Source organism: uncultured Cohaesibacter sp., assembly GCF_963556055.3.
Taxonomy (GTDB): domain Bacteria; phylum Pseudomonadota; class Alphaproteobacteria; order Rhizobiales; family Cohaesibacteraceae; genus Cohaesibacter.
Genome location: NZ_CAUVYE020000024.1, coordinates 18,042 through 41,191, shown reverse-complemented (window position 1 = coordinate 41,191; position 23,150 = coordinate 18,042). Strand labels below are relative to the sequence as shown.

Genomic DNA, 23,150 nt, shown 5'->3' with positions numbered 1-23,150 from the left:
CCTTCACAGCGAAGGGTACCCAGACCGCTCGTTGCTTTTTGGTCTTAATGCGATTTGCCTGCGGGAAAGGCCAAATGAAGTGAGCATCGAGCTTTCACGCAACCAAGGCGCAGAAATCTTGACTTTTAGACAGCTCCGCATCGCCAACTGATGCAGAGCTGCCCAAAATCATTCATTCCCTCTCGAACGACCAACTTGCCTCAAGAGGGGGGATCTCACAGACTGAACTTAATCAGCCAGGTCAGGAGAAAGACGCTGGCAAGCCTCGATGAGGCCCTTCACGGCATCGACAGAATGGTCGAACTGCGCTTTTTCGTCTTTGTCCATTTCAATTTCGACAACGCGCTCGATACCGCCAGCACCGATAACTGTCGGCACGCCAACATACATGCCTTCAACGCCATATTCGCCGGACAGATAAGCGGCACATGGCAAGACGCGTTTTTTGTCTTTCAAATAGGATTCAGCCATTGCGATTGCAGAAGCAGCCGGAGCATAGAATGCGGAACCGGTTTTCAACAGCTTGACGATTTCAGCACCGCCATCACGGGTGCGCTGAACGATTTCGTCAAGACGGCTCTGCTCGATCCAACCCATTTTTACCAGATCTGGGAGCGGGATACCTGCAACGGTGGAATAACGAATGAGCGGCACCATGGTGTCACCATGACCACCCAGAACGAATGCAGTAACGTCTTGAACAGAAACATCGAATTCGTCCGCCAGGAAATAACGAAAACGAGAGGAGTCAAGAACGCCAGCCATGCCGACAACCTTGTTGGCTGGCAGGCCAGAGAATTTCTGCAAGGCCCAAACCATCGCGTCGAGCGGGTTGGTGATGCAGATTACAAATGCATCAGGGGCATATTTGCCAATACCGGCACCAACCTGCTGCATGACTTTGAGGTTGATTTCAACCAGATCATCACGGCTCATGCCAGGTTTGCGAGGCACACCGGCCGTTACGATAACAACATCAGCACCTGCAATCGCTTCATAGGTCTGGGTGCCAGACAATTTGGCATCAAACCCATCGACCGGAGACGATTCAGCAAGGTCGAGTGCCTTGCCTTCCGGCGTCCCTTCAGCAATGTCAAAAAGGACAATATCGCCCATTTCATTGAGCCCGGCCAAGTGAGCCAGAGTGCCCCCGATTTGACCTGCTCCGATGAGTGCAATTTTTTTCCGCGCCATATCAGTTTCCCTTAAGGTAAGGTTCTCCCAAAACTGGGAATGGATAGCCGTGAGTACCGCGTTTCCAGTGTGCTTTCAAGTCGCAGATAGTTTTAATTCCATAAAAAAGCTGAGACTTTTGGTGAATTTAACCCTTACGTTAACGTAATTATAAACTGGAACACGCATCGAGATATTCATCGGACTGCATTTCGATAAGTCGCGAAACAGTCCTGTCAAACTCGAATGCCTCCGTGCCGTTGAGATTTGAATTCAACTCTGCTGCCTTGGCAACCGCCGAAAGCACGAGCCGAACGTGATTGTCATAAAGCGTATCGATGAACAAGATAAAACGCTTGGCCTCATTTCGATTGTTACGACCGAAATGAGGAATATTTTCGACAAAAAAGGTGTGATAGATCTCGCAAAGCCTCAGATAGTCCGATGCAGCCAGCGGTCTGGCGCACAGATCCTCAAAGGCAAAACGCGCTGCTCCCATATAGGCCTGAGGAACGTGAATACTGCGCCCCTGATAGCTCACCGCATCGCTCGGCGCACAGGGTGCTTCAATCAGCTTCTGCCAGATGGTTTCAAACTGGTTCCTTTTCTCATCCGTGAGCGGATAGAGATAGACAGGAGCTCCCCCCAGCTTCTCGAGGCGGAAATCCGTCCGGGATGCCAAGCGGACAACATCGCAATATTGACCCAACAGATCAATGAACGGCATGAAAAGCTGGCGGTTCAAGCCATCCTTGTAGAGCTCGCCCGGCTCGACATTGGAAGTGGCAACCACCACCACGCCATCGGCAAACAAACGTGAGAACAGGCGACCGAGCAGCATGGCATCGGCAATATCGGAGACCGAAAATTCATCAAAACACAAGAGCCGAAGCTCTTGGCTCAGCATGTCCGCAACCGGCTTGATTGGGTCATCACCCTTTATCTTGCCTGCCGCGATATCAGCCCTCGCCTGTTTGATACGCGCATGGATGTCACGCATAAACTCGTGAAAATGGAACCGTCCTTTGCGTTTGACCGGTGCAATGTCATAGAACAGATCCATGATCATTGTCTTGCCACGTCCCACCTCGCCCCAGACATAGAGCCCCTTGACGGGATCATTCTGCGGTCGATGTTTGGCAAACAGCCACCCCAGCGAGGATGTTTTCCTTGAAAGACGTTGTTCGCTGATTTCGTCCAGAAGACCATCGAAACGGTGGGCCAGCTCGCGCTGACCGTGATCAGCATCGATCTCTCCCCGCCTGACCTTGTTTTCATACAAGTCAGACACTGAAAAAAGTCCAAGCTCACCGCTCAACTGTTTGCCTCACACCTGAATAAATCCAATTGTTCATGTGATCGATGACACATGAATGCAGTCTCAAGGGACCAGAATATCGATCCCTTTTTATAGAGGCATTCCAAAAAAGCGAATAACCATTTCGGATAAACACGAAAAAACAACAGCCTGTGACGACGGCCACAGACTGCTTTATGAGCGACAACGGTCCGGCTCAACGGAAAAAGGACAATGCACGGCCATCAAGCGCCGCCTGACCGTTGAAGCGTCCGGGCATGTCGGAATAGAAGCGGGCAATAACAGACACGCCATCCTCAGCCAGGAAGACGACAAGCTTATCAGCATCAAGCCGCCAGGCGTTGATGCGCTGCAAGTCGGAATCGTTGCAGCCGCGACTTGAAGCCCGATAACCGCCAGTCCAGTTGGTCAGATTGACATTGAGTTTACACTGTGAAGCGCCCGAGGTGAGCGTCCAGGCACCAAGCAAATCCGTCCGCTTCAACTCTCGTGCCGCCGCCGGAACAGACGCTTCCTGCGTATTGGCATCGCCATATGTCGGCGAAGCCAGTTCCGCTTCAGCCCCCATGGCGTTGTTGATTGGCTGACCCGAATTACCAACCATCGGATAGGACTGGTTCGGATATTGGTCATTCGGAATGAGCGCACCAAGCTGCTGGCTCTCGACAGGCGTTGTCGGTGCCGGATTAACCGAACTGGCATTATTTCCGCCGAACTGACCAAAGCCACCGGTCGCACAACCGGACAACAGCAGACAAATACCAACAAGTGCGCAATTGCGAATCATACCACTCTCCTTACGTCACCCCACCTGAGTGTTGATTCTATATGAATTTTATTCAAGTAGCATATCCCTCAAGTGTCGTTTTCGTAAAATAATATTACGATTTCTTGAGTGTAAGGGTCTTGCCCTCTTTGCTCACACCAACCCAGATGTTCCTGCCATCGGAACGCAGCTTGATGATCTCGTCGCCCATGTGATCGCGAAGAACAAGCCGGCCATCAAAGGCTACCCAGCTGTCAAGCATGAAAAGGCTGGTCGGACATGCCGAATTCCCGGTGGCCTTGAACCCATATTCGCTATGTGTCTCCTCAAGGGTCAACTCGCAGCGATTGGACAAGCCAAGATAGGATCCGATACGTTTGACCTTGCTACGCGCATCACTCGCCTGCAAGGTCCATCTGCCGACATAGGGCTTGAGATCGGCATTTTGGGTGCTGATCTGTAAATGCTCGCCCTGCCCCTGAAGATAGGCCTGCTCGGCCTGAACACCAAGTTCTGCGGATATCTCACCGCTCTTGATGCTTTCCTTCATCACAAGCATCTGCGTATCCGGATGTTCAAATTTCTCGGAGGATGGCGAGAGTGTCGAAGCAGTATCGGGTGCTTCAAGAGGCAAAGATGAAACCACCACATTACTCGTGGCTGGAGTTTGCTCACTTACCATCAAATCACTGGAAACCGCGCAACCACCAAGTAGAAGCGCGCAAGCCGACTTGATTATGACACTTGAAATGACTTTCACAATCAGTCCCGAATACCCGTAACAAAGCTTTAAAAGCAAAATCCAGGCCCGCCAACAAGCTTAAAATCTGAAACAAGTCAAATTTTGCAGCAAATATTCATCGGACCATAACCCTATTCTCCAAAACACCGATATCAGGGAAATGTGGCAAAGGCAAAATTTTTTTCAATTTTAACAATACGACTTTGATTACAGTTAATTATCGCAACAAAACAAGCCATCTCATAGAAGGAAATGCGTAAGAAAAACCCCTCAGGCCATAAATGCCTGAGAGGTCATAGACTCATGCATGCATACCTGCAAAGCGCTTAGCTGTCAGACACGACTGAGCGTCCGGCAGATCCAAGATCGTGCATGGCTTCTTCCAGGCGAGCAATCATGCCCAGCTCACCGGCACGCAGCCATTTGCGAGGGTCATAATATTTTTTGTAAGGGGTTGCATCTTCCGGATCGACCTGATGCTTGAAGGCAATCGGTTTTTCATCCACTTTCGCGGCAACCGCTTCAGCAAAGGCGAACTGAATATCCGTGTCGATGTTCATCTTGAAGACACCGTAGGACACGGCTTCAGAAATCTGCTCTTTTGGAGACCCCGACCCGCCATGGAAAACCAGGCTCAAGGGTTTCTCGCCAAGATTCCGCTCTTTGGCAACCATTTCCTGAGAAAGCTTCAGAATTTCCGGACGCAATTTCACATTGCCCGGAGCGTAAACGCCATGCACGTTACCGAAAGAGGCAGCAACCGTGAAATGACCGATCTTTGAAAGAATGTCATAGGCGTAAAGCACATCTTCGGGCTGTGTATAAAGACGGGGATCTGCGGCATCGCCTTCTTCCAGCTCTTTGCCGATACCATCTTCCTCACCGCCGGTGACGCCGAGCTCGATTTCCAGGCTCATGCCCATCGGAGCCATCCGTTCCAGATATTTGGCGCTGATGGAGACGTTGTCTTCAAGGCTTTCTTCGGACAGGTCGATCATGTGAGAGGTGTAAAGCGGACGGCCGTTCGCTTTGAAATATTTCTCACCTTCGTCAAGCAGACCGTCGATCCATGGCAACAGTTTCTTGTTGCAATGGTCTGTGTGAAGAACGGCACAAATACCATATTCCTCGGCCAGCAGATGAACATGCTGAGCGATCGACACGGAGCCGAGAACGCGCGCGCGCATCGCATCTGGAGCACCCTGCCCAGAGAAGAATTGAGCGCCGCCATTCGACATCTGAATGATGATATCAGATTTTGCTTTGGCTGCCGCTTCCATGACCGCATTCAAGCTGTTGGTGCCGGTGACATTGACAGCCGGCAGAGCATAACCACCAGTTTTGCAAGCCTCCAGAAGCTGCAAATATTCATCACCGGTGACGACGCCGGGGCGCAGTTTGATTCCACTCACGCTGATCTCTCCCATTAAGTTTTGAGATAAAAATAATTCTCGATATTTGAATAAGACAAACCGGTCCTTCAGTCCAGTATATATCATACAAGGACCAATTATAGGCACAAGGACCTAATCACTTATCCTATGTCGAACACAAGCATTTGAATCACTTTACTGACTTGCACTTAACGGAAAACAAAAAGCTTCAATTTTCCGTATCATATTGATCAGTCAATCCAAATGCGGTTAGCAGGCATGCAAGAAGCGGGCAGGCCAATCTCTTCACTTTGAAAAACCTGCATGAAAATGGACACTTCATAACCTCAAGCTGCAATGGCTCCTGGCAATTTGCCCGAAGCAACCGCACGATCAATAGACAATTTGAGATCCGCATAGCAGGACCGTACCGCTCTCTTGATCCCGCCCTCAGACACACGCCCCCGCGAATCCTCAACCGAAAGATGAAGAACGGCGGGATGATTCGGGAAGATCGGCAACTTGAAAGCACCACGCAGCGGCTTGAAGGCAACGATCAAATCGATCCTGGGGGAATAGGCCTGAAGAAAAATATCAACCGGCTTGGGACAATAGTCATCCGGACAGACCCCATCTGCCTTCAGAAGGTCATAGAGGTGCCGATCCAGTTGCTCAGCGGGCTCGAAACCTGCACTGGACGCCCGCGCCACATTCTTCAAGCCATGATTGTAATAAGCTTCTGCAAGAATGCTACGATCGTTATTCGTCTCGTCGAGAAACAAGATATTCGTTTGCAGCATGTGAGCCTCCTCTGCAACCAAACTCGAGCCGCCAACTAAACGAATTTTCCAACAGCACCATGACAAATCGGGAAAAATGTCAATCCTCTCCAAAGGCACGATTGGTTTGATCCGTCCGTGGCCAAATCCATCTCCTTACGCTCCAGATGGGCGACAAGTTTGACGATTTCAAGGCCCGAAACGGACATCCAGAAGCCCCTCCTGAAGTAAGCGACGAAAAGACAAGCGCCCTCGCAAAGCTTTCACAAAGAAGACCTTGAATAAAAAACGCCCCGACTGCACGAACAAGCGGCAACCGGAGCGTTGTTTCTATTTATCTTTTGCTCAGCGCTTAAACGGCGCGTTCCAGCAACATGCGTTTGATCTGGGCAATCGCCTTGGCCGGGTTCAAACCTTTCGGGCAAACCTTGGTACAGTTCATGATCGTGTGGCAGCGGAATGCGCCAAACACGTCATCAAGCTGATCAAGACGTTCGCCGGTATATTCATCCCGGCTGTCGATAATCCAGCGATAGGCCTGCAACAAAGCTGCCGGGCCCATATAACGTTCGCCATTCCACCAGTAAGACGGGCAGGATGTTGAACAGGACGCACAAAGAATGCACTCGTAAAGACCATCAAGCTTGGCGCGATCTTCATGAGACTGGAGCCATTCGGTTTCCGGCGCTGGCGTATCCGTTTTCAGATAAGGTTCAATCGAGGCATGCTGCGCATAGAAATTGTTGAGGTCAGGCACAAGGTCCTTAACCACTTTCATGTTTGGCAGCGGGAAGACCTTGACGACCTTGGACTTGCACTCATCCATACCGAAGGTACAGGCCAGAGTGTTGGCCCCGTCGATATTCATGGCGCAAGAGCCGCAAATGCCTTCACGGCAGGAACGACGCAGGGTAAGCGTCGCATCGATATTGTCTTTAATGTAAAGCAGTCCGTCGAGCACCATTGGCCCGCAGTTGTCACGATCAACAAAATAGGTGTCGATCTGAGGATTCTTGCCGTCATCAGGATTCCAGCGATAAACGCGGAATTCGGTCAAGTTGGTCGCGCCTTCCGGCTTGGGCCAAGTCTTGCCTTTCTTGATCACTGAGTTTTTCGGCAGCAAAAGTTCAACCATCTTTTCGCTCCGTAAGGTCTGGTCTCGCCCATTTTGCTCGGCTGTCGAGCATCGGGCATCGAATTAACAAAGGTCGGGCAGCATAGCTGCCCGAACAGAAGGGCTGTTAGTAGACACGTGCCTTCGGCGCGATCTTCGCAGGATCAATTCCGCCATCTTCTACTTTGGTCAGCGGGTCCAGAATGACAGGACGATAATCGAGTTTGACTTCACCGGCTTCGCTCACCCAGGACAAGGTGTGCTTACGCCAGTTCTCATCATCACGACCACCCAACGGGCCATCCTTGTAATCTTCACGTGCATGCGCACCGCGGCTTTCCTTACGTGCTTCAGCACCAACGACCGTCGGCAGGGCGTTGATCATCAGGTTCTGTAGCTCGAGGGATTCCATCAGGTCGGAGTTCCAAACCAGCGACCGGTCGGTCACTTTCATGTCGCCCAATTCACCCCAGATGGCAGCCATTTCCTTGCAGCCCTGTTCCAGCGTTTCCTGAGTACGGAAAACAGCAGCGTTGTTCTGCATGCTCTTCTGCATCTTCAGGCGCAACTGGGCAGTGGTCTGCGACCCATTGGCATGGCGGACCTTGTCGAAGTTGGCCATGATCTTGTCGAAGCAGGCCAGATTCGGGCTCGGCATCGGAGCTTCACGGTCGATCACTTCGCCAGCCTTGATGGCAGCGGCACGACCAAACACTACAAGGTCGATCAGCGAGTTGGAGCCAAGACGGTTTGCACCATGAACCGAAGCACAGGCCGCTTCACCCACAGCCATCAGACCAGGAGCAACTGCATTTGGATCCTCTGCTGTCGGGTTGAGCACTTCACCCCAATAGTTGGTCGGGATACCGCCCATATTATAGTGCACAGTCGGCAGCACAGGAATCGGATCCTTGGTTACGTCAACACCGGCAAAGATCTCAGCCGATTCGGAAATACCCGGCAGACGCTCGGCCAGCATGTCCGGATCAAGGTGATCCAGATGCAGGAAGATGTGATCTTTCTGCGGACCAACGCCACGGCCTTCCCTGATCTCGATCGTCATGCAACGGGAGACGACGTCGCGGGACGCAAGGTCCTTTGCACTTGGAGCATAACGCTCCATGAAGCGTTCGCCTTCGGAGTTGACCAGATAGCCACCCTCACCGCGAACACCCTCGGTGATAAGACAGCCCGCACCATAAATCCCGGTTGGATGGAACTGAACGAATTCCATATCCTGCAATGGCAGACCGGCACGCGCTATCATGGCGTTACCGTCACCGGTAATGGTATGAGCCGACGTTGCGGAGAAGTAACAGCGACCATAGCCACCGGTGGCCAGAACGACCATTTTGGCGTTGAAGCGGTGAATTGTACCGTCATCAAGGTTCCAGGCGACAATCCCTTCACACACACCATCTTCACTCATCAGAAGATCAAGACCGAAATACTCGATATAGAATTCGGCCTTGTTTCGAATGGATTGACCATAAAGAGTGTGCAGAATCGCATGACCGGTACGGTCAGCCGCAGCACAGGTGCGCTGTACGGCAGGGCCATCACCGAAATTCTGCATGTGACCGCCGAAAGGCCGCTGATAGATCTTGCCTTCTTCGGTCCGCGAAAATGGCACGCCATAATGCTCCAGCTCATAGACAGCCTTCGGAGCTTCACGCGCCAGATATTCCATGGCGTCGGTATCACCCAGCCAGTCAGACCCCTTGACGGTGTCATACATATGCCACTGCCAGTTGTCAGGTCCCATATTCTGAAGCGAGGCAGCGATACCGCCCTGAGCAGCTACAGTATGAGAACGGGTTGGGAAAACCTTGGTGACACATGCCGTGCGCAGGCCCTGTTCGGCCATGCCAAGGGTCGCGCGCAAGCCAGCGCCGCCAGCCCCCACGACAACAACGTCATGATAGTGGTCATGCACATCGTAAGCACGACCATTGATGCTGTAAGTATTTGCCATCTGATCATTAACCTCCGAATGACACTTTCAGCACCGCAACGACACAGGCGGCACATACGACGGTGGAAAAGAACATATCGCCAATCTTGGCGAGTGTCCGCCACAGCTGGCTCTGAAGGTAATCCTCGGTGATCGTCTGCACGCCATAGTGCATATGGATGCCACTGAACAGGATAGCCAACAGAAGGAAAGTCGAAATCAGCGGATTGCCGATCATCGCCTTGGCGCTCTCATAATCGGAACCAAGCATGCAGATGACAAGCCAGACAAAACCGATGCAAAGAAAAACAAGTGCAAGGGCAGTGATACGCATTGTCCAGTGATGTTCGGTGCCATGGTGCTTTTCGCCAAGACCGCGGACGGTTTTAAGAGGTGTTTTCATCATTCTCTCCCTGTCACTTACATCACGGCATAACCGATGATCCAGAGGATCAACGTCAGCACGATGCCGCCAACAACAGTCGCCACATAAAGAAATTCAATTTGCGGCTTTTCCATCATTGCGGGGATATCCCAGATGAAGTGGCGAATACCACCAAGCATGTGGTGCATCATTGCCCAGGTAAAGCAGAACAATACAAGGCGTCCAAGGATGGATCCCCAGAGCGACTGGACAAAATCGAATGCCTCAGGCCCCATTGCCAGTGCAATCAGCCAGGAAGCAAGGAAGAACATGCCGGCATAAAGAGCTGACCCACTCAAACGATGGCTGATGGAAGTTGCCATAGAAAAAGTGACTTTGTAAGCAGAATGCTGAACATGAGGAGAAATAGGGCGTTTGCCCTTCAGGTCGACGTCTGTCATATTTAAAGGCCCTCGACAGGTGACTCTTACGTAGAAGTAACCAGACTATTGGAACGCATGATTGAATTCATAACGACAATTCTGGACTTGGTCAAAGTGACCGCACCGCTAAATCGGAAAATTTCGCCCAAACTGCGCCTAACGTACAGTTTCGCACTTGAACAAAGAAAACCCAGAATTTGATTCGTTTAAATCAAAGAAGGAAATCCGGCGGATCACGGCGGAGTTTAGTGGCAACTCGAAGAAGTTTATATGACTTTTCGCAAATCCTCCCGACTTTTAGTTGCTCAGGTCCCAAACCCGCCGAGCGCGATAGCCCGTCGACGGATGAAAAAATCCATGAGATTTGTCGCCTGTCCTTGGTTCTGAGGCAAGGACTGAAATCGGCAGGAAAGCCCTTATGCTGCCTGCCGATAGGCGCATTTCAACTCACTATCGCGGCAGCAGCAACCACATGTCCATGTCCAGAATGACACTGGGATCATAACCCGCTTCCGCCTCACCGGGAAATGTCTGACAGGGAAAATCCTTACTAGCAAATAGTCTAACTCTGAGAGCACCAACATCATCACGCGCAGGCAATTCGGCCTTATCGAGAATCTTCGACCAGGCAAAGACGGTCTCGCCTGCAAACAAAGGCGCCACATGGCGACCGCCATTGATCGCGGCTACATGAAAAGCATTGGCAAGCCCGTTGAAGGACAGGGCGCGAGCCAGGGAAATCACATGCCCGCCATAGATCAGTCGCCGACCGAAACGCCCCTGCCCCTCGGTAAACTGGTTGAAATGCACTTTTGCGGTATTCTGGTAAAGACGTGTGGCCATCTGATGCTCGGCTTCCTCAACGGTCATGCCATCCACATGATCGATCTGCTCGCCAACTTCATAGTCGCCCCACAGATAGGGAGAACCAGACAGGCACACATCATACGCGTCGCGATCAAGTATGGGAGCAGCATCCCCGAGCGCATCGGCATGAAGAGCAGCAGGCAAGGTCGGAACCGAATTGTGGCCCGTCGGCGTTGCCGGATCCTTTTTGCGTACCATCACCCAGCGGACATAATCGAGAACCAGTTCGCCATGCTGATTTGTGCCGGTTGAGCGCACATAGACCACACCGGTCTTGCCGTTGGAATTTTCCTTGAGCCCAATCACTTCGGACATTGCCGTGAGGCTATCACCGGGAAAGACCGGGACAAGAAAGCGACATCCCGCATAGCCAAGATTGGCCACTGCATTGAGCGAGATATCCGGCACCGTTTTGCCAAACACGATGTGAAAGACCAGCAGATCGTCAACCGGTGCACGATCATAACCGATCCCCTGCGCAAAAGCATCCGAGGACTGCACTGCAAAACGCGTCCCGTAAAGCGCGGTGTAAAGCGATACATCCCCCGCCGTCACCGTGCGCGGCGTTGCGTGGTTGATGACCTGTCCCACATGAAAGTCTTCGAAATAGTTGCCCGGATTGGTCTTGCTCATACTGTCCTCCCTGATGCGCCTCGCAAAGAGCATTTCAGACGCCGATTGCAGCAGACTATATTGCACTGCAACAAAGCTGTCTCTTGGAGGAAAGGAGAAGGCAGATCAAGGAAGACGGAAGCAATCCCCTGAACCTTGAGCCAAAAATGGCAAAGCGGATATCCGTTCCGCTTTGCCCATGTCACATGTCTCGATCTAGATCGAGCCCAGAACCACTTCGCGGCTATAGGCAAAGGGCTCTACATCCTTGACCACGGCCTGACCACATTTCATCACTTTTGCTTCCGCGTCGAAGGCATAGCTCGGTGAGCCGTGAAGCACCCAGCCCTTGGAAAGGGCCTCTGTCACCTTGTGACAAAAGTCGGCATTATCCACGCCTGTGAGAAACCGGTAGACTCTTTGTTTTTCGTTCATGACTATTCCTCATTGCGTCTTGCAATGGCCTCTGCAATATCGACCACCCGACGGGCCATTTCGGCATGCAGCCGTTCGACCATTTTACCCATCGATTGTCATGACATTTTTAGAAAGATTCTCCGGCGCATCGAATTCCCAGATTATCTTGCGGCTCCACTCGACCAAAGCCTCGTCCGGCGAGAATATCCGATTGCAGTCGGCGATCTGTTTCGGATGAATGATGGTCTTGCCATCCATACCCATTTCCTTGCCCTGAACACATTCGTCGACAAAGCCATCGGCATCACTGAAATTGTTGAACACCCCGTCGAGAATATCGAGATTATAGCTGCGCGCAGCGGCAAGACAGGTCATCAACAAACCGTAAAATGGAGCACGCCCGGGCACCATAGACGCTCTTGTTTCCTTGGCCAAGTCGTTGGTTCCCAATATGAAACAGGAAAGACGGCGACCATGATATTCCTGTGTCGCCTCGGCGATTTCGAGCGCCCGCAACACGCTTTGCGGCGTCTCGATCATCGCCCAGATCTTGAGGTCCTGATCCGCTCCGGCATCATTGAGTTTGCGACCAATGGCAAACACATCCTCGGCAGAGTTGACTTTGGGCACCAGCACCGCATCGGGTTTGGCGGCAAGGACGGCCTTGAGATCATCTTCCCCCCACTGGGGTCTCGAGCCCATTGATCCTGATCACCACTTCGCGATGACCAAAGCCCCCGTCCCGGACAGCCTTGGCGACCTGCTCGCGAGCGGTCTCTTTCATGTCCATGGCCACCGAATCTTCCAAATCCAGAAGCAGCACATCCACATCAAGACCACGGGCCTTTTCAAGGGCACGGGCATTGGATCCTGGCATGTAGAGAGCTGAACGACGTGGTCTAAAAGACATTGAAATTTCTCCGATCTTTGATGCAGTATGCGTAGGCGCGCGACAACTTAAAACACTGAAAGACGCGCTGAGCCATCCCTTCCTTAGGCCAATCTTCCTCTAGGTGAACAAGAAGAAAAAACGGAACAGCAAATGAAACAGGCAGATATCGTCATCATAGGTGGCGCAATCATGGGAGCTTCAGTGGCCTATTTCCTGAAAAAGGATCTCGGCTTCGAGGGCTCTGTCATTGTGGTCGAACAGGACCCAAGCTATGCCAACAGTTCAACAACCCTTTCGGCGGCATCGATCCGCCAGCAATTCTCAACGCCTGAGAATATTTCCCTCTCCCAGTTCGGGCTTCAATTCTTTGGCGAGCTCAAGGACCGCTTCGGAGAGGACGCAGATATCGCCTATCATGAAGGCGGCTATCTCATTCTGGCCTCAGAGGCCGGTCTTCCAATTCTGCAAAACAATCACAAGACCCAGGTGGAATGCGGTGCAGACGTCGATCTGATGACACCCGGTGAGATGAAAAAGACCTTCCCATGGCTCAATGTCGATGACCTCGCAGCCGGAGCCTATGGCCGCTCTGGCGAAGGCTGGTTTGATGCGCACATGTTCCTCGACCTTGTCCGCAAAGGAGCCATTGCGGCAGGCGCGCACTTTACCAAGGGCACGGTTGTTGGCATGGATCAGCTGGGTGGCAAGGTGACAGCCGTCAAGCTGGCCGATGGCGAAACCATCGCCTGCGGTGCCGCTGTCAACTGCGCCGGGGCAAATGCCGGCAAGGTCGCAGCCATGCTCGGGATCGATCTGCCCATCGAGCCTCGCAAACGCACCATCTTCGTCATCGACAACAAGAAACCGCATCCGAACATGCCGTTGATCACCGACACCTCCGGTGTCTACATTCGTCCCGAAGGGGACGTCTACAATCTCCGGTTGCCCTCCACTGGAAGACCCGGCAGCCGACTATGAGGATCACGACCCCCACTACGACCTGTTCGAGGAGGTGATCTGGCCTTCGCTTTACAACCGCATGCCGGGATTTGACGCGATCAAGATGACCAATGCATGGGCCGGTCACTATGAATATTGCACTCTGGACCAGAACGCCTTCATCGGCGTGCATCCGGACATCACCAATTTCTACATGTGTGCCGGTTTCTCCGGTCATGGCCTGCAACATGGTCCGGGCGCTGGTCGCGGCATTGGAGAACTCCTCCTTTATGGCGAATATCGCTCGCTTGATCTGTCTATTTTCGGCTATGAAAGGATCGCTGAGAATAAACCGGTCAGAGAATTCAACATCATCTGACAAAGCAAGATCGAGTGAATGAATGAGTGAAATGACATCCCTGCCGGGCTCCCCGAACAATCCCAATGCTCCGGTCGAGGCAAAACCGGTGATTGTCATTTCCTCTCACGTCATGGCTGGCGCGGTGGGCAACCGCGCCGCTGCCTTTGCCCTGGAACGGCTCGGCCACCCGGTTTTGGGAAGTCCCCACCGTCATTCTCCCCTGGCATCCCGGACATGGCCCCGCCACACGACAACAGATAGATCCCGAGCTCTTTGCCAAAAGCCTTGAAGATCTATCCCGTCATCCCGACTTTGCCCAAGTGGGAGCGCTCTATTCGGGGTATCTGGGCTCAGTCGATCAGGTCGCGGCCATCGCCAGGTTGGCAGACAGCCTGAAAGCGGCAAATCCGGACGCTATCTTTCTCTGCGATCCTGTCATCGGGGATCGCGAGGGCTTATATGTCTCGCAAGAGATTGCCGAGGCCATTCAGGCACAATTGTTGCCGCGCGCCGACCATCATCACCCCCAACCGGTTCGAGCTCAACTGGCTGACACAATCGAACGAGGAGAATAATGACGGCCTGATCCGACAGGCTGCGAAACTCGGCTGCCAAACCACTCTGGTTACCAGTGCCTTTGCGATGATGCGCAATGCCATTGCCAATCTGTTGGTAACAAGAGCAATCGAAGGTGAAGCCGATTTGCCAATTCTGTGCGAACATCCGGCAGTGCCCAAACCGCAAAATGGCACCGGCGACATGACCGCTGCACTGTTTCTGGCACGCGTCATGGCCGGGAGCGCCGCTCGCTCAGGCCCTCAAACTGGCCTCAAGCGGTGTTCTGGAGGTTGTCTCCCGCTCCACCCGAAACGGCTATCGCGATCTTGAAGTCGCCCGTTTCTCTGATCGCTTCCAATCCCCAATGGCCATGGTTCAAATGCGCCAGATCGGAATGGTCAGTAAAGCCACTTCGGTCAGCAGAAGCAAAAAAGATTGACCCGAACGCCAGGAAATTTCAGTCTGCACCTTGATTTTCTGGCCAAGTAGCGCGAGATGTCATACGTAATATCCACTAACTTGCAGATGAGGATGCCATGGTCCAACTACCGCAACGATTGCTCGAAGGCTATGCCGAGTTCAAAAAGGGACGATTCCCGACCGAACAGGGCCGTTATCAGAAGCTGGCAGAAAAAAGGCCAAAGTCCGAAGATCATGCTTGTTGGATGCTGCGACAGCCGTGCCGCGCCTGAGATCATCTTTGATGCAGGTCCGGGCGAGATCTTTGTCATGCGCAACGTCGCCAACATCATCCCCCACAAGTCATCGCAGGATCATGGCATTCACGGCACCACGGCAGCCATCGAATTTGCCGTCAACGGCCTGAAGGTCGAGCATATCGTGATCATGGGCCATGGCCGCTGTGGAGGCGTGAAGGCCTATTTGGCCGAAGATTCAGAACCCCTGTCCGAAAGCGACTATATCGGACAATGGTCAGGCCAGCTTGAGGCCGCCGACAACCCGATCCGCTTCAAGGCCATGAACCGCCCCGAACTGGACCATTGCGGCATGTTGGAACGGACTTCGATCATCCATTCGCTGGAAAATCTCTATTCCTACAGATTCGTGAAAGACGCCGTCGCTGCGGGAACCCTCAGCCTGCATGGCGCATGGTTTGACATTTCCGATGGAGAGCTTGAATATTACGAGGAAGAAAAAGGCACCTTCATCAAGGTGTGATCCTGCCCGACAGCAACAACAAACAAAAAACGGCCTGACAAAATCAGGCCGTTTTTGCATTCAGGATCCGGGATCAAATGGCCTTAAGCCTCGGAACGCGGTTTGACCAGCCCCTTGTTGACGAGGGCTTCGGCAATCTGAACCGTGTTGAGCGCGGCACCCTTGCGCAGGTTGTCAGAGACCACCCACATATTGAGGCCATTATCAACGGTGGAGTCTTCACGAATACGGGAAATATAGGTCGCATCTTCACCGGCCGCTTCCACCGGGGTGATGTAACCACCATCTTCACGCTTGTCGACCACAAGACAGCCAGGCGCTTCGCGCAGGATATCGCGTGCTTCATCGGCGGAAATGGGATTTTCAAATTCAAGGTTCACAGCTTCACCGTGAGAGACGAATACCGGCACGCGAACAGCGGTGCAGGTCACCTTGATTTTCGGATCGAGCATTTTCTTGGTTTCGGCGACCACCTTCCATTCTTCCTTGGTGGAGCCATCATCCATGAATTTGTCGATATGAGGGATGACGTTGTAGGCAATGCGCTTGGTGAATTTCTTCACTTCGATCGGATCGGACACGAACACCGCACGGGTCTGGGTGAAAAGTTCATCCATGGCCTCCTTGCCAGCCCCGGAAACGGACTGATAGGTGGACACAACGACGCGCTTGATGGTTGCCTTGTCATGCAGAGGTTTCAAAGCAACCAGCAACTGAGCCGTTGAGCAGTTCGGGTTGGCAATGATATTGATGCGATCTTTTTTCTTGATCCACTCTTCCAGCACATGAGCATTGACTTCCGGCACGATCAGCGGAATACGCTCGTCATAACGCCATTGAGAGCTGTTATCGACCACGATACAGCCCTGTGCGGCGATTTTTGGTGCCCATTCGGCAGAGGTGCTGCCACCTGCCGACATCAGACAGAAATCGGTGTCTGAAAAATCATAATTGTCCAGCACCTGGCATTTCAGGTTTTTGTCTCCGAAGGACACATCCTTGCCCTTGGAACGGCTAGACGCCAATGCTACGACTTCATCAGCGGGAAAAACCGCGTTCGGCAAGAATATCGAGCATCTCACGACCGACATTGCCCGTGGCCCCGACAACTGCAACTTTATAACCCATTGTCAATGATCTCCTGATCCAAGTAGCTCCCCCTAAGGTTGCCGCCGGTCTCAAGCTTTTGCTTTCGAACAGGCGGTTCCGCTCCCCCTCACATCCCTGGGGGAAGCGAGCAGGGAGCGAGAGGGACTAAACCTTGGTGGTAGTTGTGGTTGTTGTCGGTGTGGTAAGGCCAGCGGCCATCGCATCGGCAGTCTTGCCAATGATCAGAGCCATCTTTGCTGATTTTACAAAAAGCGCCATATCACTTTCCCGAATGCGGCAACGCGTGCCCAACCCTCTCGGTTCACAATCAGCCTCTTAGCGGCATGGATTGCCGCAAGTCAAGACCAAATGCGGCAATAGTGCCTCTGGCGATACGAAAACGAACAAAAAGGTCACATCTCTTCATCTCTTCTTCGTATCTTTGCTTGAAACCGGAATGAAAAGAAGGCTAAAGATGCATTTATGACAAAGCAGAGCCATCAGTCACGACAACAGCGCAATGACGCTCGGCAGCAACAGGCCGAACGAGCGCTCAAGCGTGTCGAAATGGAAGGGGAGGCCCTTGGCACATCCGCCTTTGCCCGAACGGCAAACAAGGCCAAGGATCATCTTGGCGCGGCAGACATGGACCGAAATGACCCGATCGAGGTCTGGGGGACCAGAATTGGTCGCATCGGCGGCGCAATCTTTGCAATTATTTTGGTCCTGTGGCTGGTCAATCATTTCACCCGATGACAAACTCTCCTGCATGCTGTAAGCAATTCCCCATTTGGCGGCATTCCCATGCTGCAACAACAATGAAACCCACTATCAGGTTATAAGACAATGAGCGCAAAAATATTCATCGATGGCGAAGTAGGCACAACCGGATTGCAGATTCGGAACCGTCTTGAAGGCCGCCAGGATGTCCGACTGCTGCGCCTTCCCGATAACCTGCGCAAGGACACCGAAGCCAGGGCACAGATGCTCAACGAGGCCGATATCGCAATCCTTTGCCTGCCGGATGCGGCGGCAATCGAGTCTGTCAGCCTGATCGACAACAAGGACACCTGCGTCATCGACGCGTCGACAGCGCATAGAACTGCGGACGGCTGGGCCTATGGCTTTGCTGAAATGACACCGGGTCAGCGCGAGGCGATTGCCAGCTCCAAGCGCGTGGCCAATCCCGGCTGCTATCCGCAAGGCTATATCGCCATCATGCGTCCCCTTGTCGATGCCGGTCTGATCCCGCAGGATTTTGCCGCCACGGTTAATGCCGTTTCGGGCTATTCCGGCGGCGGCAAAAGCATGATCGCCGATTATGAGCGCGAGGAAGCGCCGGTCTCGGTGCCCTACTGGCCCTATGGCCTGACCCTTCAGCACAAGCATGTACCGGAAATGCTGGCCTATGCAGGCCTGTCGCATCCACCCGTTTTCCAGCCTGCCGTTGGTCGCTATGCGCAAGGCATGATCGACGCCGTCCCGCTTAACCTGTGGGCGCTTGAACAGGCTCCGAAATTAGGTGAATTGCATGACTGCCTGTCTCAACGCTATAAAAACGAGATTTTTGTCAAGGTTGCGCCACTGCAAGCGGCAGGACGCCTGGAAGCCATCACACCGGAACGCCTGAACGGAACGAATTCGCTTCATATCCATGTACACGGCAATGATGAAACCGGCCAAGCCGTCATTCTCGCCGTCTATGACAATCTGGGCAAAGGGGCGTCAGGCGCCGCCATACAGAATATGAACATCATGATGGGAATCGATGAAACCACTGGTCTCGTCGCTGCCGATCTCTAAATCGCAAAGGACCGCCAAGAGAATGGAAAAATTCACCACCTTGACTGCTGTTGCAGCACCAATGCCGCTGATCAATATCGACACCGACATGATCATCCCGAAACAGTTCCTGAAAACGATCAAGCGCTCGGGACTCGGCGTCAATCTATTCCATGAAATGCGCTATAATGAAGATGGCACGGAAAATGCCGATTTCATTCTCAATCAGGATGCCTATCGCAAGGCGGAAATCATTGTTGCCGGCGACAATTTCGGCTGTGGCTCCTCGCGCGAACATGCCCCTTGGGCACTCAAGGATTTCGGCATCAAATGCGTCATCTCCACCAGCTTCGCCGATATCTTCTATAACAACACCTTCAAGAACGGCATTCTGCCAATCATCGTCAGTGAGGAAGATCATGCCAAACTGATGGATGATGCGGAACGCGGTGCCAACGCGACCTTGACCATCGACCTTGAAAATCAGGTCATCAAGGGCCCGGATGGCGGCGAGATCAGCTTCGAACTTGATCCTTTCAAGAAAAAATGCCTGCTCGAAGGCCTCGACGATATCGGCCTGACCATGGAAAAGATCGACCGCGTCGAAACATTCGAAGGTAAAATGCTCAAGGAACGCCCCTGGGTCTAGGGTCTGGCATCGTTTGCCTCGCAAAATGCGCAGCATTGAGCAGGTGGTTTTGGCTGAGTAACCACTGAGCTTTGCTCTATACAAGTCAAAGCCAAACCTTGGGGTTTGGCTTTTTTGTACCAAATCGCGGGGCAGCGGCGCGGAACCTGCTGCTTAATGCTTGCATTCACGCCGAACCGGTATTAATCGAATGCAAAACGACCTTTATCTTTTCGATCCTTGCGTCCGCGCAGTTTCGAAACCCCAATCGTAACTGGAATGGAACCCATGTCCCACAAACTCTTTCTTCTGCCCGGCGATGGCATCGGCCCTGAAATCATGAATGAAGTGAAAGCGATCATCGACTGGATGAACGCCAATCTTGATGTCACTTTCGAAACAGATGAAGGTCTTGTGGGCGGATCCGCCTATGATGCCCATGGTGTGGCCATCTCGGAAGAAGACATGGCCAAGGCCATGGCGGCAGACGCCGTTATCTTCGGCGCCGTCGGCGGCCCGAAATGGGCAGACGTACCGTATGAAGCCCGCCCCGAAGCGGGCCTGCTGCGCCTCCGCAAGGATCTGGGCCTGTTTGCCAACCTGCGTCCGGCTTTGTGCTATCCGGCTCTTGCAGATTCATCATCGCTGAAAAAGGAACTGGTTGAAGGTCTTGATATCCTGCTCGTTCGCGAGCTGACCGGTGGCGTCTATTTCGGTGAGCCAAAAGAAATCGTCACGCTGGAAGATGGCCAGAAACGAGCCGTTGACACTCAGCTCTACACCACATCGGAAATCGAGCGCATTGCTCGGGTTGCCTTCGACCTTGCCAAAACCCGTTCGAACCGCGTTGCGTCTGCGGAAAAACACAATGTCATGAAATCCGGCGTGCTTTGGAAAGAAGTCGTGACCCGCATCGGTGCCAAGGAATATCCGGAAACTCCGCTCGAACATGTTCTGGCCGACAACTGCGCGATGCAGCTGGTCCGCCGCCCGAAACAGTTTGACGTCATCTGCTGCGACAACCTGTTCGGCGACATCCTCTCCGACGTTGCTGCCATGCTGACAGGATCCCTTGGCATGCTGCCATCGGCTTCCCTCGGCGCACCGGATGCAACCACCGGCAAACGCAAGGCCATGTATGAACCGGTTCACGGTTCTGCCCCAGACATCGCAGGCAAAGGCATCGCCAACCCCATCGCCATGATCGCGTCCTTCTCCATGGCGCTGCGTTACAGCTTCGAAATGATCAAGGAAGCGGACATGCTCGACAAGGCCATTGCCAACGTTCTGGAAAAAGGCCTGCGCACCGGTGATATCGCCAAGGAAGGCGACACGGTCGTAACCACCAGCGAAATGGGCGCAGCTGTTCTTGAGGCAATCAAGGCTCTGCAATAGATCGCTCGACTGCGAGACTGAAGTCTGCATACTGAAAAGCCGGATGGGAGACCATCCGGCTTTTTCATTATTCATGCCAGCTGACAAGCAAAAATGGTCAGGTCCGGGAGATTTTCAGACGTGCCGAAATGTAAACGGCCAGAAGCGAGATCGCACAGGTCAGGATCGAAAGGCCGGGCCAGCGGCCAAAATGCCAGAACCAGCCACCGAGATAGCCGATGATGCTCGCGCCCATATAATAGAACAGCAGATAAAGAGACGACGCATGGCCATTATTGCCTTTGGCCAGCAACCCAACAAGACCGCTTGCCACCGAATGGCCAACGAAGAATCCGATTGTGGTCATGGCAATACCGACGCAGATCAGGAAAAGCGGTTCGGCTTGTGTGATCAGGACACCAAAGAAGATGAACAGAAAAGACACGATCAGCAGGGGCTTGGAACCAATCCGGTTGATGAAAGCCCCTGTATAGGAAGAGGAAACCGTTCCGAGCAGAAAGAGCAGGAATATCAGGCTCACCTGAAACGGTCCCATATTGTAGGGCTCGGCAAACAGGCGAAACGACAGATAGTTATAAATCGTCGAAAAGACACCGATCAGACAGAAGCCCAGCGCATAAACTCTTTGCAGTGACGGGTTTTTTAAATGCCCCAGCCATGTCTGCAAATGGAAACGGACACCGACATTGCGGGTTTTGTGAAAATGGCGCGAGGGCGGCAGCAGAAAGGCAAAGGCACAGGCTGAAATCAGACAGAGCACGCCAAGAATTTCCATCGCCTGTTGCCAGGTGACAAATTCGGTCAGCGTCCCCATGCCGACACGGCCGAGCATCGCCCCGAAGGCCGTTCCTGCGATGTAGATACCCATCGCCTTGGGCAAGTCCTTTCGCTCGATTTCCTCCGCCAGATAGGCCATGGCTACCGCGGGCAAGCCACCCAATGAAAATCCTTCCAGCGCCCGGGCCAGCAAAAGGGTGTTCCAGTCAGGTGCAATCGAGGCAATCAGATTGAGAATGGCCGCTGAAAACATTGAAAACAGCATCAGATTCTTGCGTCCGATCTGTTGCGACAGGGCACCCATCACCATGATCGAGCAGGCTAGACATCCGAGGGTCAGAGACAGAGGCAAGGAACTGGTGGCCGCCATCACATGATAATGCTCGGCGAACAGCGGCAGCAATGGCTGCACACAATAAATCAGGACAAAGGTAGAGAAACCGGCGAAGAAGAAAGAAACCGCAATGCGATAAAATTCGGCACTGCCCGCCTGCACATAGGGAGCGATGTCGCTTTCATAGTCGTCAGCAAACTCGCCATTTTCGGAAATAGTCGTTGTCATGGTCTCATACCTGAGATTCTTTTTCTTTAGAGGAGTGGCGACTATAGCCAACTCGGTGTAATTTATCTAATATATGATAACTGCAATCTTCATATGAAAAACATATACCGATGGAACTCCGTCATATCCGATATTTTCTTGCCGTCGCCGAAGAGGGAAATTTCACACGAGCGGCCGAAAAGATCGGTATCGCCCAGCCGCCCCTGAGCCAACAAATCCGGGATCTTGAAAAGGAAATTGGCTTCCAGCTGTTTCACCGCATTCCCCATGGCGCGGAACTGACGACTGCCGGAGAAGTCTTTCGCGAGCGCGTGTTGGCCATACCCGCAAAAGTGAACGAGGCAACCGAAGTGGCGCGCCGCGCGGCACGCGGTGAAATCGGATCGCTCAATCTCGGTTTCACAGGAGCCTCTCTTCTCAACCCGATCGTGTCTCGTCTGATCCGCACCTTTCGGCGTGATCACCCCGATGTCACTTTCAAACTGGAAGAAGGCAACTCGGTAGAACTGCGTGACGACCTGCTCAACGGAACTCTTGACATCGCGATATTGCGGCCAAACGTGAATGATCCAGGCTCAATTCTGACCTACCCTCTTTCATCGGAAGCCCTGATCGCAGCGATTCCCAAGTCCCGCGATCCTCAACCGGACTGCGATGAAATCGATCTGCTTTCGCTCAAGAATGAACCCCTGGTCCTGACGCCACGGACAATCGGCCTTAGCCTGCATGACACAGCAATCGCGACGTGCCGCCGTGCCGGTTTTGAACCTATTCTGGGCCAACCGGCACCGCAAATCACCTCGATCATGGCCATGGTGTCTGCCGAGCAGGGCATATCCCTTGTTCCCGAATGCATGCGCCAACTGGGTCTGGACAATGTCAGCTACAAACAGCTCAGGACACTCGATATCAAGGTGTCCATTGCAACCGCCATTCTGAAAGATAACAGTTCGCCAACAGCGGCCGCTTTCGTCGCTCTGTCCCGCAAGATATCCCGTGTTGGCAAAAGTGAAGCCAAACACCCTGATGAAATCTGAAGGCACCCGACCGATCAGGCACACTGAGC

At 52.9% G+C, this 23,150-nt stretch carries 23 protein-coding genes and 2 pseudogenes; 10 read left to right on the top strand and 15 right to left on the bottom strand.

Annotated features, from left to right (window positions below; genetic code table 11):
- Positions 1-228: 228 nt before the first annotated feature.
- The 13 genes and pseudogenes from mdh to ACHZB8_RS16460 form a co-directional block, all read right to left on the bottom strand.
- Positions 229-1,194, bottom strand: coding sequence for a malate dehydrogenase (gene mdh / locus ACHZB8_RS16520; protein WP_316861931.1), 966 nt, complete (start codon positions 1,192-1,194; stop codon positions 229-231).
- A gap of 148 nt (positions 1,195-1,342) precedes the next feature.
- Entirely contained in the window at positions 1,343-2,491 is a 1,149-nt protein-coding gene (zapE, locus tag ACHZB8_RS16515; RefSeq protein ID WP_394706212.1) for a cell division protein ZapE, read from the bottom strand.
- Between the two features lie 196 nt (positions 2,492-2,687).
- Positions 2,688-3,278, bottom strand: coding sequence for an AprI/Inh family metalloprotease inhibitor (locus ACHZB8_RS16510; RefSeq protein ID WP_316861928.1), 591 nt, complete (start codon positions 3,276-3,278; stop codon positions 2,688-2,690).
- Positions 3,279-3,372: 94 nt separating this feature from the next.
- A complete protein-coding gene (locus tag ACHZB8_RS16505; RefSeq protein ID WP_316861926.1) occupies positions 3,373-4,017 on the bottom strand; it encodes an AprI/Inh family metalloprotease inhibitor in 645 nt (214 codons plus the stop codon).
- 308 nt (positions 4,018-4,325) lie between these two features.
- On the bottom strand, positions 4,326-5,411 hold the full coding sequence (gene fbaA / locus ACHZB8_RS16500) for a class II fructose-bisphosphate aldolase (RefSeq protein WP_316861924.1): 1,086 nt from the start codon (positions 5,409-5,411) through the stop codon (positions 4,326-4,328).
- Between the two features lie 308 nt (positions 5,412-5,719).
- Positions 5,720-6,172: a hypothetical protein gene (locus ACHZB8_RS16495; protein WP_316861922.1), complete on the bottom strand. Its 453-nt coding sequence runs from the start codon at positions 6,170-6,172 to the stop codon at positions 5,720-5,722.
- 331 nt (positions 6,173-6,503) lie between these two features.
- A complete protein-coding gene (locus ACHZB8_RS16490; protein WP_316861920.1) occupies positions 6,504-7,286 on the bottom strand; it encodes a succinate dehydrogenase iron-sulfur subunit in 783 nt (260 codons plus the stop codon).
- Positions 7,287-7,392: 106 nt separating this feature from the next.
- Entirely contained in the window at positions 7,393-9,240 is a 1,848-nt protein-coding gene (gene sdhA, locus ACHZB8_RS16485; protein ID WP_316861919.1) for a succinate dehydrogenase flavoprotein subunit, read from the bottom strand.
- A 7-nt stretch (positions 9,241-9,247) separates the two neighbouring features.
- Complete coding sequence (gene sdhD / locus ACHZB8_RS16480; protein WP_316861918.1) at positions 9,248-9,622, bottom strand: succinate dehydrogenase, hydrophobic membrane anchor protein; 375 nt, start codon at positions 9,620-9,622, stop codon at positions 9,248-9,250.
- A 17-nt stretch (positions 9,623-9,639) separates the two neighbouring features.
- The gene (gene sdhC / locus ACHZB8_RS16475) at positions 9,640-10,044 is read right to left on the bottom strand and encodes a succinate dehydrogenase, cytochrome b556 subunit (RefSeq protein WP_316861917.1); all 405 of its coding nucleotides are present in this window, start codon (positions 10,042-10,044) and stop codon (positions 9,640-9,642) included.
- A 432-nt stretch (positions 10,045-10,476) separates the two neighbouring features.
- The gene (locus ACHZB8_RS16470; protein WP_316861915.1) at positions 10,477-11,526 is read right to left on the bottom strand and encodes a MaoC family dehydratase; all 1,050 of its coding nucleotides are present in this window, start codon (positions 11,524-11,526) and stop codon (positions 10,477-10,479) included.
- Positions 11,527-11,721: 195 nt separating this feature from the next.
- On the bottom strand, positions 11,722-11,940 hold the full coding sequence (locus tag ACHZB8_RS16465) for a DUF1737 domain-containing protein (protein WP_316861913.1): 219 nt from the start codon (positions 11,938-11,940) through the stop codon (positions 11,722-11,724).
- A gap of 2 nt (positions 11,941-11,942) precedes the next feature.
- A pseudogene (locus ACHZB8_RS16460) lies at positions 11,943-12,832 on the bottom strand (HpcH/HpaI aldolase/citrate lyase family protein).
- A gap of 132 nt (positions 12,833-12,964) precedes the next feature.
- On the opposite strand from ACHZB8_RS16460, the gene ACHZB8_RS16455 reads away from it, so the two are divergent.
- The 5 genes from ACHZB8_RS16455 to ACHZB8_RS16435 all read left to right on the top strand — a co-directional run bounded on the left by ACHZB8_RS16455 (position 12,965) and on the right by ACHZB8_RS16435 (position 15,851).
- A complete protein-coding gene (locus tag ACHZB8_RS16455; protein WP_316861911.1) occupies positions 12,965-13,792 on the top strand; it encodes an FAD-dependent oxidoreductase in 828 nt (275 codons plus the stop codon).
- Positions 13,716-14,132 carry an FAD-binding oxidoreductase gene (locus tag ACHZB8_RS16450; RefSeq protein WP_316861908.1) on the top strand — a complete coding sequence of 139 codons (417 nt, stop codon included), beginning with the start codon at positions 13,716-13,718 and terminating at the stop codon, positions 14,130-14,132. Before ACHZB8_RS16455 ends, ACHZB8_RS16450 begins: the two co-directional genes overlap by 77 nt.
- Before the next feature lie 22 nt (positions 14,133-14,154).
- Positions 14,155-14,403 carry a hypothetical protein gene (locus ACHZB8_RS16445; RefSeq protein WP_316861907.1) on the top strand — a complete coding sequence of 83 codons (249 nt, stop codon included), beginning with the start codon at positions 14,155-14,157 and terminating at the stop codon, positions 14,401-14,403.
- Positions 14,404-14,573: 170 nt separating this feature from the next.
- The gene (locus ACHZB8_RS16440; protein WP_316861905.1) at positions 14,574-15,002 is read left to right on the top strand and encodes a hypothetical protein; all 429 of its coding nucleotides are present in this window, start codon (positions 14,574-14,576) and stop codon (positions 15,000-15,002) included.
- A 324-nt stretch (positions 15,003-15,326) separates the two neighbouring features.
- A complete protein-coding gene (locus tag ACHZB8_RS16435; RefSeq protein WP_316861904.1) occupies positions 15,327-15,851 on the top strand; it encodes a carbonic anhydrase in 525 nt (174 codons plus the stop codon).
- Positions 15,852-15,934: 83 nt separating this feature from the next.
- On the opposite strand, the pseudogene ACHZB8_RS16430 reads toward ACHZB8_RS16435, so the two are convergent.
- Positions 15,935-16,979 (bottom strand): annotated as a pseudogene (locus tag ACHZB8_RS16430) (aspartate-semialdehyde dehydrogenase).
- Between the two features lie 444 nt (positions 16,980-17,423).
- On the opposite strand from ACHZB8_RS16430, the gene ACHZB8_RS16425 reads away from it, so the two are divergent.
- The 4 genes from ACHZB8_RS16425 (at position 17,424) to leuB (ending at position 20,745) form a co-directional block, all read left to right on the top strand.
- Entirely contained in the window at positions 17,424-17,696 is a 273-nt protein-coding gene (locus tag ACHZB8_RS16425; protein WP_316861902.1) for a hypothetical protein, read from the top strand.
- Between the two features lie 90 nt (positions 17,697-17,786).
- Positions 17,787-18,743 (top strand): N-acetyl-gamma-glutamyl-phosphate reductase, encoded by a 957-nt coding sequence (argC, locus tag ACHZB8_RS16420; protein ID WP_316861901.1) that lies wholly within the window; start codon positions 17,787-17,789, stop codon positions 18,741-18,743.
- A gap of 22 nt (positions 18,744-18,765) precedes the next feature.
- Complete coding sequence (gene leuD, locus ACHZB8_RS16415; RefSeq protein ID WP_316861900.1) at positions 18,766-19,371, top strand: 3-isopropylmalate dehydratase small subunit; 606 nt, start codon at positions 18,766-18,768, stop codon at positions 19,369-19,371.
- Positions 19,372-19,638: 267 nt separating this feature from the next.
- Positions 19,639-20,745 carry a 3-isopropylmalate dehydrogenase gene (gene leuB / locus ACHZB8_RS16410; RefSeq protein ID WP_316861898.1) on the top strand — a complete coding sequence of 369 codons (1,107 nt, stop codon included), beginning with the start codon at positions 19,639-19,641 and terminating at the stop codon, positions 20,743-20,745.
- Between the two features lie 97 nt (positions 20,746-20,842).
- On the opposite strand, the gene ACHZB8_RS16405 is transcribed toward leuB, so the two are convergent.
- Positions 20,843-22,084 (bottom strand): MFS transporter, encoded by a 1,242-nt coding sequence (locus ACHZB8_RS16405; protein WP_316861897.1) that lies wholly within the window; start codon positions 22,082-22,084, stop codon positions 20,843-20,845.
- 110 nt (positions 22,085-22,194) lie between these two features.
- Here ACHZB8_RS16405 and ACHZB8_RS16400 point away from each other — a divergent pair, with 110 nt between their 5' ends.
- Positions 22,195-23,121, top strand: a complete 927-nt coding sequence (locus ACHZB8_RS16400) for a LysR family transcriptional regulator (protein WP_316861896.1) — start codon at positions 22,195-22,197, stop codon at positions 23,119-23,121.
- Positions 23,122-23,150 lie beyond the last annotated feature (29 nt).

Coding starts and splice junctions, on each gene's coding strand:
- leuD (WP_316861900.1), top strand. CDS start 18,766: ATGGAAAAATTCACCACCTTGACTGCTGTTGCAGCACCAATGCCGCTG.
- argC (WP_316861901.1), top strand. CDS start 17,787: ATGAGCGCAAAAATATTCATCGATGGCGAAGTAGGCACAACCGGATTG.
- ACHZB8_RS16455 (WP_316861911.1), top strand. CDS start 12,965: ATGAAACAGGCAGATATCGTCATCATAGGTGGCGCAATCATGGGAGCT.
- sdhC (WP_316861917.1), bottom strand. CDS start 10,044: ATGACAGACGTCGACCTGAAGGGCAAACGCCCTATTTCTCCTCATGTT.
- ACHZB8_RS16470 (WP_316861915.1), bottom strand. CDS start 11,526: ATGAGCAAGACCAATCCGGGCAACTATTTCGAAGACTTTCATGTGGGA.
- ACHZB8_RS16445 (WP_316861907.1), top strand. CDS start 14,155: ATGAGTGAAATGACATCCCTGCCGGGCTCCCCGAACAATCCCAATGCT.
- ACHZB8_RS16495 (WP_316861922.1), bottom strand. CDS start 6,172: ATGCTGCAAACGAATATCTTGTTTCTCGACGAGACGAATAACGATCGT.
- sdhA (WP_316861919.1), bottom strand. CDS start 9,240: ATGGCAAATACTTACAGCATCAATGGTCGTGCTTACGATGTGCATGAC.
- ACHZB8_RS16490 (WP_316861920.1), bottom strand. CDS start 7,286: ATGGTTGAACTTTTGCTGCCGAAAAACTCAGTGATCAAGAAAGGCAAG.
- ACHZB8_RS16440 (WP_316861905.1), top strand. CDS start 14,574: ATGTCTCGCAAGAGATTGCCGAGGCCATTCAGGCACAATTGTTGCCGC.
- ACHZB8_RS16465 (WP_316861913.1), bottom strand. CDS start 11,940: ATGAACGAAAAACAAAGAGTCTACCGGTTTCTCACAGGCGTGGATAAT.
- ACHZB8_RS16425 (WP_316861902.1), top strand. CDS start 17,424: ATGACAAAGCAGAGCCATCAGTCACGACAACAGCGCAATGACGCTCGG.
- ACHZB8_RS16400 (WP_316861896.1), top strand. CDS start 22,195: ATGGAACTCCGTCATATCCGATATTTTCTTGCCGTCGCCGAAGAGGGA.
- ACHZB8_RS16435 (WP_316861904.1), top strand. CDS start 15,327: ATGCTTGTTGGATGCTGCGACAGCCGTGCCGCGCCTGAGATCATCTTT.
- leuB (WP_316861898.1), top strand. CDS start 19,639: ATGTCCCACAAACTCTTTCTTCTGCCCGGCGATGGCATCGGCCCTGAA.
- ACHZB8_RS16405 (WP_316861897.1), bottom strand. CDS start 22,084: ATGACAACGACTATTTCCGAAAATGGCGAGTTTGCTGACGACTATGAA.
- mdh (WP_316861931.1), bottom strand. CDS start 1,194: ATGGCGCGGAAAAAAATTGCACTCATCGGAGCAGGTCAAATCGGGGGC.
- sdhD (WP_316861918.1), bottom strand. CDS start 9,622: ATGAAAACACCTCTTAAAACCGTCCGCGGTCTTGGCGAAAAGCACCAT.
- ACHZB8_RS16510 (WP_316861928.1), bottom strand. CDS start 3,278: ATGATTCGCAATTGCGCACTTGTTGGTATTTGTCTGCTGTTGTCCGGT.